Annotated in this window: 11 protein-coding genes; 8 read left to right on the top strand and 3 right to left on the bottom strand. The window is 74.8% G+C overall.

Going from position 1 to position 12,973, the window contains the following annotated elements; translation table 11 throughout:
* Positions 1–96 precede the first annotated feature (96 nt).
* Positions 97–708 (top strand): hypothetical protein, encoded by a 612-nt coding sequence (locus tag NE234_RS21670; RefSeq protein WP_252782299.1) that lies wholly within the window; start codon positions 97–99, stop codon positions 706–708.
* 13 nt (positions 709–721) lie between these two features.
* Here NE234_RS21670 and pdxR read toward each other — a convergent pair whose 3' ends face one another.
* On the bottom strand, positions 722–2,152 hold the full coding sequence (gene pdxR / locus NE234_RS21665; RefSeq protein ID WP_252782298.1) for a MocR-like pyridoxine biosynthesis transcription factor PdxR: 1,431 nt from the start codon (positions 2,150–2,152) through the stop codon (positions 722–724).
* A 47-nt stretch (positions 2,153–2,199) separates the two neighbouring features.
* On the opposite strand from pdxR, the gene NE234_RS21660 reads away from it, so the two are divergent.
* Together NE234_RS21660 and NE234_RS21655 are read left to right on the top strand one after the other, a co-directional pair.
* A complete protein-coding gene (locus tag NE234_RS21660) occupies positions 2,200–2,907 on the top strand; it encodes an MFS transporter (protein WP_252782297.1) in 708 nt (235 codons plus the stop codon).
* Positions 2,908–2,930: 23 nt separating this feature from the next.
* Positions 2,931–4,235 (top strand): FAD-binding oxidoreductase, encoded by a 1,305-nt coding sequence (locus NE234_RS21655; RefSeq protein WP_252782296.1) that lies wholly within the window; start codon positions 2,931–2,933, stop codon positions 4,233–4,235.
* A 126-nt stretch (positions 4,236–4,361) separates the two neighbouring features.
* Here NE234_RS21655 and NE234_RS21650 read toward each other — a convergent pair whose 3' ends face one another.
* Positions 4,362–4,733 (bottom strand): ArsR/SmtB family transcription factor, encoded by a 372-nt coding sequence (locus NE234_RS21650; protein WP_252782295.1) that lies wholly within the window; start codon positions 4,731–4,733, stop codon positions 4,362–4,364.
* Positions 4,734–4,838: 105 nt separating this feature from the next.
* Here NE234_RS21650 and NE234_RS21645 point away from each other — a divergent pair, with 105 nt between their 5' ends.
* The 3 genes from NE234_RS21645 (at position 4,839) to NE234_RS21635 (ending at position 7,212) form a co-directional block, all read left to right on the top strand.
* The gene (locus tag NE234_RS21645) at positions 4,839–5,735 is read left to right on the top strand and encodes a cation diffusion facilitator family transporter (RefSeq protein ID WP_252782294.1); all 897 of its coding nucleotides are present in this window, start codon (positions 4,839–4,841) and stop codon (positions 5,733–5,735) included.
* Positions 5,736–5,822: 87 nt separating this feature from the next.
* Positions 5,823–6,089, top strand: a complete 267-nt coding sequence (locus NE234_RS21640) for a hypothetical protein (RefSeq protein ID WP_252782293.1) — start codon at positions 5,823–5,825, stop codon at positions 6,087–6,089.
* 232 nt (positions 6,090–6,321) lie between these two features.
* A complete protein-coding gene (locus NE234_RS21635) occupies positions 6,322–7,212 on the top strand; it encodes an alpha/beta hydrolase (protein WP_252782292.1) in 891 nt (296 codons plus the stop codon).
* Positions 7,213–7,223: 11 nt separating this feature from the next.
* Here NE234_RS21635 and NE234_RS21630 read toward each other — a convergent pair whose 3' ends face one another.
* Positions 7,224–8,315: a carboxylate-amine ligase gene (locus NE234_RS21630; protein WP_252782291.1), complete on the bottom strand. Its 1,092-nt coding sequence runs from the start codon at positions 8,313–8,315 to the stop codon at positions 7,224–7,226.
* Between the two features lie 266 nt (positions 8,316–8,581).
* Here NE234_RS21630 and NE234_RS21625 point away from each other — a divergent pair, with 266 nt between their 5' ends.
* Positions 8,582–11,656 (top strand): BTAD domain-containing putative transcriptional regulator, encoded by a 3,075-nt coding sequence (locus tag NE234_RS21625; protein ID WP_252782290.1) that lies wholly within the window; start codon positions 8,582–8,584, stop codon positions 11,654–11,656.
* Positions 11,657–11,694: 38 nt separating this feature from the next.
* Positions 11,695–12,885 carry an FAD-dependent monooxygenase gene (locus NE234_RS21620; RefSeq protein ID WP_252782289.1) on the top strand — a complete coding sequence of 397 codons (1,191 nt, stop codon included), beginning with the start codon at positions 11,695–11,697 and terminating at the stop codon, positions 12,883–12,885.
* The last annotated feature ends 88 nt before the right edge of the window (positions 12,886–12,973 follow it).

The raw sequence follows: 12,973 nt of genomic DNA, 5'->3' as shown, positions 1-12,973 counted from the left end.
GACCCCGGAACGCCGAGGGTTTCGGTGGCCGGGACGACGAAGACCCTCGGCGCAACGACGTCCCCGCCTGTCGGCGCGGCCCACCAGAATTCGGTCATGTCCAAGAGCGCTACGCCCGTGACGCCGCCGTCCGCGGCCTCTCCCGCCGGAGAGACGAACCACCACCTCGCCAAGGTCAAGACGTCGCTGGCCCGGCGGTGGTCGCACACCCGGATGAAGGAGCTGTACGACGAGGCCGACCTGGCGAGGTACCTCTGGGCGCTGGAGCGGGAGGCCGAGGCGCTGGACATCCTGCGGTCGGTGACCTCGGCGGTGCCGGTGCCGGGCGCGTCGCCGAACTACAACATCTGGTCCCCGGTCGTCACGATGAACGCGCTGGAGGCCCGGATCCACCGGCTGGCCGGCGACGGTGCGGCGGCCGCGGCACCGGCCGCGCGGCTCCTCGCCGACCCCGGCCTCGCGCCGAACCGCGCCGCCATCACGGAGCAGATCGCCGACGCTCCGGCCGCGCTGGCGGCGGCGAACGCGGAGACGTCGGTGAAGTGGGCGTGCCACCGGCTGTCCCGGAGGGTGGGCTCGCTCATCCACCTCCACGAGCTGGCCGTCGCCGGGCACCCGTACGGCGCGTGGTACGAAGCCGAGGAGGTCGACCGGCTGATCGTCGAGGGACGCGCCCTCCTGGCCGCCCGCCTGTCAGCGGCCGCCTGAGCCCGCCTCAGGGTCAGCTCTCGCGGGGCACCGGGGGGAGGATCCGGCACAGTGCCTCGACGGCCGGGCCGTATCCGTGGTCCGGCGGGGTGGCGTAGCCGACGACCAGGCCGTCCCGTGCGGGCATGGTGGCGGCCGGGTGGCGGAAGCCGGCGAGGCCGTCCAGGGCGATCGACCGCCGGGCGGCGGCCTCGACGGCGGCGCGCTCGGTGCCGGGCGGCAGGTGCAGGACCGCGTGCAGCCCGGCGGCGATGCCGGTGAGGGCGACGTGCGGGGCCCGGGCCGCGAGGGTGGCGACGAGGCGGTCACGGCGGGCCCGGTAACGCTGGCGCATGCGGCGGATGTGCCGGTCGTAGTGGCCGGAGGCGATGAACTCGGCGAGGGTCAGCTGGTCCGCGACACTCGCCCACGCCTCCCGCTCGCCCTTGGCCGTCAGCACCGGGCCGACGAGATGCTCCGGCAGCACCATCCAGCCGAGCCGCAACGCAGGCGAGAGGCTCTTGCTGACCGAGCCGAGGTAGACGACCCGCTCGGGGTCGAGGCCCTGGATCGCGCCGACCGGTTCCCGGTCGTAGCGGAACTCACCGTCGTAGTCGTCCTCCAGGATGACGCCTCCGCAGGTCCGGGCCCAGTCCACCGCGGCCACGCGCCGCTCGGGGTGCAGGGGCCCTCCCGTCGGGAACTGGTGCGCCGGCGTCAGCAGAACCGCCCGCACCCCCTTCAGGGACCGCAGTTCGCCGGTACGGGCGCCGGACTCGTCGAGCGAGAGCGGGACGGTGCGCACGGAGGCGGCCTCCAGGAGAGAACGATGGAAGGCCAGCCCGTACGACTCCACCGCCAGCGGGCCGCGCAGGACCCGGCCGCCGAACAGCAGCCGCAGCGCGTGCGCGAAGCCGGAGCACACCACGATCCGGTCGGGCGTCGTACGGACGCCGCGGGCGCGCGTCAGGTACTCCGCCAGCGCTCGGCGCAGCTCCGTACGGCCCCGCGAGTCGGCAGGGCCGAACGCCTCGTTCGGCGCGGCGTTCAGTGCGCGGCGGGCGGCCGCCAGCCAGGCCGAGCGCGGGAACGAGGCGGCGTCCGGCTGCCCCTGCCGCAGGTCGTGCGCGGGAGGGGCCGGGTGCGTGGGCGCCTTCTTCGGCGCGCGTGGGGACCGGACGGGCTCGGCCCGCGGCGCCACGCGGGTGCCGGACCCCTGGCGGGCGATCAGCCAGCCTTCGGCGACCAGCTCGGCGTAGGCGTCGGCGACGGTGTTGCGGGCCAGCCCGAGGTCGGCGGCGAGGGAACGGTACGGGGGCAGCCGGGTGCCCGGAGCGAGCCTCCCGTCCCGTACGGCCTCCCGGAGCGCGCGGATGAGGACCGCGCGGCGACTGCCGGGACCGGTCAGGTCCAGATGCAGGTCACTGCCGACCCGCTTCGCCGAATTGACCCATGAATCCGCCACGGGAATGCACCTTATCCAAGGTCTTTCCCGCTCCTAGCGTAGTGATCATGACGAACGAGACCACGGTCACCGCGAGTCCCCGGGCGGACCTCCCGCCGACGACCGACGGCGACCGGACGGTACGGTTCCGGCGCCCGGCTGCGGCGCTGGCGCTGTCACTGGCGGGCGGACTGGCCGGCGCGCCGGTGTTGCTGGTGTCGGCCCGTGCCGCGCAGGGGCTCGGCGGGGCGCTGCTGTTCCCCGCGACCCTGACCCTGGTGTCCACAGGGTTCGCCGAAGGCCGCGAACGCAACCGCGCCTTCGCCGTCTGGGGCACCGCCGGCGGGAGCGGCATGATCCTCGGATCGCTGCTGGGCGGAGTGCTGACCGACGCGTTCGGCTGGGCCGTGGTCTTCTTCGTCAACGTGCCGCTGGCCGGCGTCGCCGCTCTCCTCGCCCTGCCGCTGGTTCCGCGCGGCACCGTGCGCCGGACCGGCCGCCGGTTCGACCTGGCCGGGGCGCTCACCGCGACCGGGGGGATCACGCTGGTGGTGTTCGCCCTCGTCCAGGGCCGGGAGTCCGGCTGGGGCGCGCCGGCCGTGGTGGCTGCGGCCCTGCTCGGCGCGGCACTGCTGGCCCTGTTCGGCGTGATCGAGGTCCGCAGCGCCGACCCGCTGCTGCCGCCGGCGCTGCTGCCCGGCGTGGTCGCCCTCGGCTTCACCCCCGCCCACCGGCGCACCGCACCCGCCGACGCACGCCGCCACGCCGCCGCCTGAGCCGGAACGAGAGAAGGAAGACCATGACCGCTCTGACCACCCTGAGATCCGTCGTCCGCGGCCGGGTCGTGCTGCCCGGCGACCCCGGCTTCGACGCCGCCCGCCGTCCCTGGAACCTGGCCGTCGAACAACCGGTGGCCGCCGTGGTGGAGGCCGCCGACGCCGACGACGTCGCCGCGCTCGTCCGTCACGCCCGTTCGGCCGGGCTGAGCATCGCCACCCAGCCGAACGGGCACGGGGCCACCGGCCGTACCGAGGGCACGATCCTGCTGCGCACCGGCCGGCTGGACGCATTGGAAATCGATCCGGCCGCCCGCCGCGCCCGGCTGGGGGCGGGCGTGTCGTCGGGCCGGCTGCAGGCCGCCGTCGCCCCGTACGGCCTGACCGGCCTGCCCGGCAGTTCCCCGGTCGTCAGCGTCACCGGAGTGGCCCTCGGCGGCGGGCTGAGCTGGTTCGGCCGTGCGCACGGCTGGGTCGCCGACAGTGTCGCCGCCTTCGACGTCGTCGACACCGAGGGACATCAGAGGCACGTCACCGCACGGACCGATCCCGACCTGTTCTGGGCCCTGCGCGGCGGAGGCGGGGACTTCGCGATCGTCACCGCCCTCGAACTGGCCCTGTACCCGGCCCCGCGCCTGTTCGGCGGCCGGGTGCTGTGGCCGGCCGAGCACGCCCCGGACGTCCTGGAGGCCTACCGGCGGATCACCGCGACCGTGCCGGAGGAGCTGACCGCCTGGCTGGACCTGCTGCACTTCCCCGGCTCGGTCCCCATGGTCGCCGTGGACGTCACCCACCTCGGTGCGGAGGAGGAGGCCCGCGAGTTCCTGCGCCCGCTCGACCGCCTGCCCGCGCCGGTGTCCGACGGCAGGAGAGTGATGCCGGTCAGCGAACTCGGGGCCATCACCGCAGAACCCACCGATCCGGGCGCCGGCCTCTCGCGCGGCGAACTGCTCACCGACCTGGACGACGTCGCGGCCAAGACGCTGCTCGCCGACCCCATCGCCCCGTTGCTCAGCGCGCAGATCCGCCACCTCGGCGGTGCGTTCACCCGCCCGTCCGACACCCCGCACGGCTCCCTCACTGAGCCTTACGCCCTCTACCTCTTCGGCCTCCCGACCGACCCGGCGACCGCCCGGGCGGTCACGACCCGGCAGCGGGCGTACGCCGAGAGCCTCCCGGTCAGCGGCCGCAAACCGCTCACCTTCCTCAATCCCGGCGAGACCGCGGCCGACGCCTTCGCTCCCGCAGCGCTGACCCGGCTGCGCGACATCAAGCGCCGCCGCGACCCGCACGACGTCTTCCGCAGCAACGTCCCCGTACGGCTCTGACCGCGTCTCACCGCCCGGCGACTCCCGCCGGGCGGTGGCGTGTCCGATCGGCCGGTGGCGGCTTCCGGCGGGTGGTGGCGGGTTCCGCCGGTCGGGGACGGTCCGACCGGTCGGGGGCGGCTGCGGTCAGGCGGTGGCGGCGTCGGGGCGGGGGCGGTCGGGGACGCCGAGGCGGCGGTGCTCGATGTGGCTGACCGCCTCGTCGAGCAGCGTGGCGACGTGGTTGTCGTACAGCTGGTAGACGATGCTGCGGCCGTGGCGGTCGCCGGTGACCAGGCCGAGGTGGCGCAGGTAGCGCAGTTGGTGGGAGACGGCCGAGCGCTCCATGGCGATCGAGTCGGCGAGCTCGCCGACGGAGCACGGGCCCTGCCGGAGGCGGCTGAGGATGCGCAGCCGGCTGGGGGTGGCGAGCGCCTGCATCGTCTCGGCGACGCTCTTGGCCAGGTCGGCGTCGATCGGCCCGGTGGGGGTCCTTCGTCCGTCAACGCCGTGTCCCATGCCGCCATGGTAACCACGGTGAACGCGTGAACACCTCTTCACACGATCACGTATCATGAGGGGCACGCCACCGACCACACCCCGTGAGAAGGAGAGTGCGCCGCCGTGACATCCGCCGTCGCCGTCGAGCGTGACGAGACCGCCGACCGGAGGGCGGCGCACCGTGCCATGGCCGTGTCGGCCGCCGGCCTGTCGGTGACCGCCCTGATCGAGATCGCCCTGGCCCTGGTCACCGGCTCGGTCGCGCTGCTCGGCGACGGCCTGCACAACCTGTCGGACGTCTCGACGTCGGCGGTGGTGTTCCTCGGGTTCTGGATCTCGCGGCGGCCGGCGACGGCCCGCTATCCGTACGGCTACGAGCGGGCGGAGGACCTGGCCGGGCTCGGAGTGGCGCTGGTCATCTGGGCCAGCGCGCTGTTCGCCGGATACGAGAGCTACCACAAGCTCGTCGGCGGCGCGCGGACGACGGACGCCGCGGTGGGCATGGTCGGCGCGGCGCTCGGCATCGTCGGCAACCAGCTCGTCGCACGCTACAAGCTGCGGGTCGGCCGCCGGATCCGCTCGGCCACGATGATCGCCGACGCCAAGCACTCGTGGCTCGACGCCATCTCCTCGCTGGGCGCACTGATCGGCCTCGCGCTCGTGGCCGCCGGGTACCGCTGGGGCGACCCGGTGGCCGGATTGGCCGTCACGCTGTTCATCTGTCACGTCGGCGTGGAGGTCACACGCGACCTCGTACACCGTCTGATGGACGGTGTCGACCCCGACCATGTGGAGGCCGCGCGGACGGCCGCCGCCGGGGTGCCGGGCGTCGGCGCGGCGGAGGTCCGGGCGCGCTGGATGGGCCGCACCCTCGCCGTCGAGGTCGAGACGCGCCTCGACGACGGCCTCAGCCTCCTGGACGCCGACGGGATCAACGCCGAGGTGGAGCGCGCGGTACGCGCCGCCGTGCCCGACGCCGGTGACGTGCACGCCCACGCCCATGCCGCCCGGACGGCCTGACCGTCACCCGGTGTTTCCACCCGGTTCTCACGGGTACACGCAGCGCCGCGAAGGGCCGCAGGTAAAGACCCAAGGAGGCGAGTGACCATGAGCGACACCGGCAGAGACCATCCGCCGGAGCGCGACCGTGGCGTGGGCGCCCACTCCGGCCACGAGATCCAGCCCCAGGAGCGCGTGGTCCCCGGCACGATGAGTGCGGGGGAGGGGTACGAGACCGAGGCGGAGGGCACCCGGCAGGGCGACCCGCTGTCCGGCGTCGAGACCCGCCCCGGAACGGCCTCCCGCGAGGCCGGACTCACCGACGAACACGCACCGGACACCAACCCCGACGGCACCCCGCGCCCGCGGGACTGAGAGGACCGGCCCTCCGGCTCCGGAACGCGAGCCCCGAGGGGATCGGCCTTCCCAGGTGCCGGAACGGAGGCGCCGGGAGAGCCGCCTTCCGTCCCCGGCACCGGAGCGAGAGCCTCGGGGCGAGCCTTCCGGTCCAGGTGCCGGAACGGAAACCCCCGGGGCGCCCTCCGGGTGAACTTCGGGACGGCGGCGGACGTCTCTATCGCAGAGGCGTCGGCGAGAGGCGGTTCCGATGGTGTCCAGGCGTGCCTTCCTGCTCGGCGGGGCGGGGGTCGGTGCGGTCGCCGTCGCGGGAGGGCTCGGCGCCGCCCTCGTCGAGGAGGACGTGCTGCCGGGGAAGGTGGGGTTCGATCGCGCCCTCGGACGCTGCGGTTCCCTGCCGGACCCGCCCCGTACACCGGGCGTCGTCCAGGCGCAGACCTTCACCTCGCGCCGGCGCGGGACCGACGTCACGGCCGTCGCCGTGCTTCCCGCCGGCGTCCGGTCGCTCTGGCACCTCCCCGTCGTGATCGCGCTGCACGGCAACGGCGGCTCGGCGGTGTCGGCCGCGAACGGCCTCCGGCTCGACCGGTACCTCACCGACGTCGTGCGTACGCGCGGGGTCGCGCCGTTCGCGGTCGTCACGGTGGACGGCGGCCCCGACACGTACTGGCACCGGCGGGCGAGCGGCGAGGATCCGCTCGGCATGATCACCGAGGAGTTGCTGCCCCGGCTGCGCCGTCAGGGCGCGGCGACGGACCGGTTCGGCGTGTTCGGCTGGTCGATGGGCGGGTACGGTGCGCTCCTGCTGGCCGAGACGGCCGGCGCTCCGCGCGTGGCCGCCGCCGTCGCCTCCTCACCGGCGCTGTTCCCGTCTTATGACAACGCCCGCCGGACCAACCATCGGGCCTTCGACGACGCGGCCGACTTCGCGCGGAACGACGTGTTCGCCGGGCTGGACCGCCTGAAGGGCGTGCCGGTCCGGGTGGACTGCGGCACCAGCGACCCGTTCGCGCCGATGGCGCGCCGGCTCCGGAAGCGGCTGCGGCCCGAGGGGGCGATGAGCGGCGGATGCCACGACGGGGCGTTCTGGCAGCGGCATCTGCCGGGCCAGCTCACCTTCCTCGGCCGCCACCTCCGCTGACCGGCCGGCCCTCAGGACTCCAGGGTGCGGGCGACGGCGTAGGCCACCACCTCGGACAGGTCGCCGGTCCGCTGGTGGACCTCCCATTGCTGCTCGGCGCCGTTGCCCCGTTTGAACACGCCGAGCAGGAGCCCCTCCACCGTGATCAGGTCGCCGGTCTCCGCCAGGACCGGCGCGGTGTGCTCGACCAGCGCCCGTACGACGGTCTCGGCGGGCGCCGGGCGGCCGGTGAGCGGGTGCACCAGGTCGTGCCGGAGCCCGGACCGGGCCGCCCGCCAGGTGGCGAGCCTCAGCTGGGACGCACGCACCGGCGACGCCGGCTCACCGGCCCGCCAGGCGCGCGCGGCGGTCTCCACCAGCGCGCCGACCAGGGCGGCCACCAGCAGGGCGTCGTCCATCAGCAGGCAGACGTCGGCGATCCGGATCTCGACCGTGGGGTACCGGCGGGACAGCCGTGCGTCGAAGTAGACCATCCCCGCGTCGATGATCGCGCCGGTGTCCAGCATCTCCTGGACGGCGGCGCGGTAGGACGCCGCCGTGCCGAACAGTTCGGTCGGGCCGGACGACGGCCAGCGTCCCATGACCTGGCGGCGGTAACTGGCGTAGCCGCTGTCCGTTCCCTGCCAGAACGGGGAGTTCGCGCTGAGCGCCAGCAGAGGCGGAAGCCAGGGGCGGATGCGGTCGAGCACGGCGACGCCCTCCTCGGCGGACTCGACCGCGACGTGGACGTGGCACCCGCAGATCAGGTGCTCGGCGGCGGTGAGGGCGTACTCCCCGGCCATCCGTACGTAGCGTTCCTCGGGCGTGATCGTCGGCCGTACCGGCAGGGGCGAGGTGCCGAGCGCGGCGATCGCGACGCCCTGTCTCCGGGCCGCCGCCGCCGCGAGGTGACGCTGGGCCCGGATCTGGTCGGCGAGTTCGGTCATGGATGAGCACGGGCGGGTGCCCGTCTCGAGTTGTTCGCTCTGCAGTTCGCTCTGGAGCAGCACGTCACCCCCGCGCCGCCCGAGCCGGAGCACGGCGTCGGCGGCGGCCCGAGGCCGTCCGCTGGTCGGGTCGATGAGGATGAATTCCTCTTCCACTCCCACTGTTCGCGTATCCACTAGAACCTACTGTGCCGTTTTGTGGCGGCAGAAAAGTAAAGCCATGACATCTCCGTTTCCCGTGGTGCCAAAAGACGGCCCCCGTGATCGTTGACCAGCGCCTCCCGCTCACGTCAGCGTAAATCGTGGAACGCTTTCATTTACCGGATACAGATGGATTCGTGAGTTCGGTGTGTGGATCAGGCAAAGCTCGGTGAGCTCCGGGCCGACCCGGTTCACGATCACGGCGTACGCGGCACGCCCGGCGGACCGGGACAATCGGCGGCATGTGGTTCGGCATCCTGGGCCCCCTGGAAGTGCGGTCGGCCGACGGCGCGCCGATCGCCGTCGGCGGGCCCCGGCCCCGCGCGCTGCTGGTGATGCTCCTCCTGCACGCGGGACGGACGGTCGGCGTGGACCGGCTGGTCGACGGCCAGTACGGCGACGAGCCGCCGGCCGGTGCCGTCAACGCGGTCCAGGCGCAGGTGTCCCGGCTGCGCCGTCACCTGCCGCCGGGGGCGCTCGAGTTCGACGGGACCGGCTACCGGCTGGCGGTCGACCCCGACGACGTGGACGCGCACCGTTTCGAGCGGCTGGCCCGCGAGGGACGCCGGCTCCTGCGCGGGGACGCGCACGCGGACGCCGCCGCGGTCCTCCGCCGCGCGCTCGACCTGTGGCGCGGCCCGGCACTGGCCGACCTGCCCCACGCGGACGCGGACCGGGCCCGCCTGGAGGAGCTGCGGCTCGCCACGGCCGAGGACCTCATCGAGGCCCAGCTGGCGCTGCCCGAACGCGCGCCGGTCGCCGAGCTGCGGCGGCTGGTCGCCGAGCACCCGCTGCGGGAACGGCTCCGCGGGCAGCTCATGCGCGCCCTGCACGCGGCGGGCCGGCCCGCCGAGGCCCTGGCGGTGTTCGAGGAGACCCGGCACCTGCTCGCCGAACAGCTCGGCGTCGATCCCTCCCCGGAACTGTCGGCGATCCAGCTCGCCGTCCTGCGCGCGCAGCGGCCGGACCGCGTGCCGCGCCGGCGGCCGACGGCGCAGCTGACGAGCTTCGTCGGCCGCGACCCCGAGCTCGCGCGGCTGACGGCGCTGCGCGACGCGCGGCTGGTCACGATCGTCGGGCCCGGTGGCGCCGGCAAGACCCGGCTGGCGATCGAGGCGGCGGCCCGCGACGGGGCCGAGACCGCGTTCGCCGACCTGTCCCCGCTGGACGACGACGACCAGGTGCCGCACGCGGTCCTCGGCGCGCTCGGCCTGCGCGAGACGGGACTGCAGTCCCTGGAGACGCCGGACCCGGTCGGGCGCCTGGCCGCGGCGGTCGCGGACCGGGAGCTGCTGCTCGTGCTCGACAACTGCGAGCACACCGTCACCGGCGCCGCCGCGCTGGCCCGCCGGGCCCTCGGCGAGTGCCCGGGCCTGCGGATCCTGGCCACGAGCCGGGAGCCTCTCGGCATCACCGGTGAGACGCTCGTGCCGCTCGCGCCGCTGGACGTCCCGCCGCCGGCCTGCGCGCCCGCCGACGTGGCGGGCTACCCGGCCGCGCGGCTGTTCGCCGACCGTGCGGCGGCCGTACGGCCCGGGTTCGCGATCGGACCGGACAACGCGGACGCGGTCGCCCGGATCTGCGCCGCGCTCGACGGCCTGCCGCTCGCCGTCGAGCTGGCGGCGGCCCGGCTGCGCACGTTCCCCGTGGAGGAGATCGCCCGCCGTCTCGCCGAGGACGACCGGTTCCGGCTGCTGTCGCGCGGCGACCGCACCGCGGCGGCCCGCCACCAGACCCTGCGCGCCGTCGTCGAGTGGAGCTGGGACCTGCTCACGCCGGACGAACGGGCGGTGGCCCGGCGCTTCTCGGTGTTCGCGGGCGGCGCGTCGCCGGACGCCGTCGAGGCCGTCTGCGGCGGCGACGCCGAGGACACGCTGGCCGACCTGGTGGACAAGTCGTTCGTCGAGGCGGACGGCGCCCGGTACCGGATGTTCGAGACGATCGGCCTGTTCTGCGCCGAGCGTCTGGCCGAGACCGACGAGCGGCGGCGGACGCAGGCGGCCCACGCCCGCCACTTCCTGGCCCTGGCGCAGCGGGCCGACCCCTCCCTGCGCCGCGCCGAGCAACTGGACTGGCTGGCCCGGCTCTCCGCCGACCACGAGAACCTGATGGCGGCCCTCCGCTGGTCCGTACGCCACGACCGGGAGACGGCCTTCCGGCTGGTCGCCGCCCTCGGGGCGTACGGCTGGCTGAGCGGACGGCGCGGTGAGACCCGCAAGGCGGCCGCCGAGCTCCTCGAGACGCCCGTCGAGGGACTCGACGAGGAGTACGTCGCCTGCGTCGTGCAGGCCGTGCCGCGGATCGACCCGGAGCACTGGAAACGCGCCGAGTCCATCCTGCGGTCCTGGGACCGGCCGCTGCGGCACCCGTTCACCGCGGTCATGTGGGGCATGACCGCCGGACCGCCCGGACCGTCCGGCGCGAACGAGCGCATGCTCGGCGGCGACGATCCCTGGAACCGGGCGCTGGGCGGGTTCAGCCTCGCCCTGATCACGCTGCTCGGCGGCGACCCGGCCGAGGGCGAACGCGGGCTCGGGGACGCGCTGGCGCGCTTCCGTTCGCTCGGCGAGCGGTGGGGGACCGCGCAGGCGCTGGACTGGCTCGCCGTGGCCGCGGCCCGCCGCGGCGAGTGGGCCCGCGCCCGTGACCTCTGGCACGAGGCGATCGCGCTGTTCCACGAACTGGGCGCCGACGAAGAGGTCGTCGACGTTCTCGTCCACCGCGCCGAGGGCCTCACCCGGGAGGGCGACCTGCCCGCCGCCGACGCCGACCTCGACCGCGCGGAGGAGCTCTCCCGCCGGGCCGGCCGGGCCGAGGCGCCCGCGTCGGTGCACCTCGGCCGGGCGGAGATCGCGCGGTTCCGCGGTGACCTCGCCACGGCCCGCGGCCGTCTCGACGAGGCCGTCCGCGTCGCCGGGAGCGCCGGGTTCGGCATCGAGGCGACCCAGCCGTGGGCGTACACCGCGCTGGGCCGGCTCGCCGAGGCGGAGGGCGACGACGACGCGGCGCGGACCTGGCACCGGCGCGCCGTCGCCGCCGCGCGCGAGTCCCCGATCGCCGTCGACATCGCCGGCGCCGTGGACGGCCTGGCCGGCCTCGCCGTACGGGACGGCGCGGGCGAACGCGCCGCGGTCCTGCTCGGCGCGGCGGTCGTGCTGCGCGGGACGACCGTCGCCCGTGACCGGGACGTCGACCTGGCCGCCGCCCGCGCCCGCGACCTCATCGGCGCCGAGGCGTTCGCCGCGGCGTTCGCGCGCGGCGCCGCGATGTCCCGCGCGGAGGCGCTGACAGTCGTCGACGAGGCTGTCAGCGGATAGCGGACGGGCCGTCAACGGTCCCCGCGAGAGTCGGGGACATGAAGAACACGACAGTCCTCATCTCCGGCGCGAGCATCGCGGGCCCCGCCCTCGCCTACTGGCTCGAACGCCACGGCTGCACCGTCACGATCGTCGAGAAGGCGCCCGCGCTGCGCCCCGGTGGGCAGGCCGTCGACTTCAAGGGCGAGACCCACCTGACGGTCCTGGCGCGGATGGGCATCCTCGACGAGGTGCGCCGCCGGCAGACGGGCGGCCACGACACCGCCTTCATCGACGCGGAGGGCCGGACGCAGGCCGTCATGCCCGGCGAGTTCTCCGGCGGCGAGATCGAGATCGGCCGCGGCGACCTCGCCGCGCTCCTGTACGAGCGGACGGCGGCGCGGTGCGAGTACGTCTTCGGCGACTCGATCACCTCGCTGACCGAGACGGCGTCCGGCGTCCACGTGACCTTCGAGCGCGGCGCGCCGCGCACGTTCGACCTCGTCGTCGGCGCGGACGGCATCCACTCCAACGTCCGCCGCCTGGCCTTCGGCCCCGAGGAGGACTATGTGCGCTTCCTCGGCCACTACTACGCCCTCGCCGACGTCTCCGCCACGGTCCCCGCGACGGAGAGCGTGATGTACAACGAGCCGGGCCGCATGGTGTCGCTCTGGGGCAACAAGGCGTCGGCGTTCTTCGTCTTCGCCTCCGAGCGGCTGGAGTACGACCGCTGGGACACCGGTCGGCAGAGACGGCTCCTCGCCCGCGCCTACGAGGGCGCGAAATGGAGGACGCCCGAGATCGTCGCCGCGGCGTCCCGCGCTCCGGAGTTCTACCTCGACTCGATCAGCAGGGTCGAGATCGATCACTACGCCAAGGGCCGGGTCGTGCTGCTCGGCGACGCCGCGTACGGCAACACCCTGGGCGGTTTCGGCACCGGCCTGGCCATCGTCGGCGCGTACGTCCTGGCCGGGGAGCTGGCTGCGGCCGGCGGCGACCACCGGGTGGCGTTCCGCCGGTACGAGGAGGAGTTCCGCGGCTACGCCAAGATCGCGCGGAAGGGGAACGCCGGGCCGTTCCTCGCCCCGCCGACCCAGGGCCGGATCACGATGCGGAACCAGATGTTCAAGCGCAGGTTCCTGCTCACATCGCTGCTGTGGATGACCGACCGGTTCGCCACGCGCATCGACCTCAAGGACTACCCGGCGCCCGCCGACCGGCCGTACGGCCCGGCGACCGTGCACCGATGACCACCCGGCCTCCGCGCCGAGGGCACCGGCTCCCGGGGGCCCTCGGATCGGGCCCGGTGCCGGACGTGGTGACAGGGGGACCGCCGTG

Source organism: Actinoallomurus rhizosphaericola (genome assembly GCF_024055675.1).
GTDB classification, from domain to species: domain Bacteria; phylum Actinomycetota; class Actinomycetes; order Streptosporangiales; family Streptosporangiaceae; genus Actinoallomurus; species Actinoallomurus soli.
Note: the sequence above shows the minus strand (reverse complement) of the source record. Positions and strands in the feature narration are given on the sequence as shown.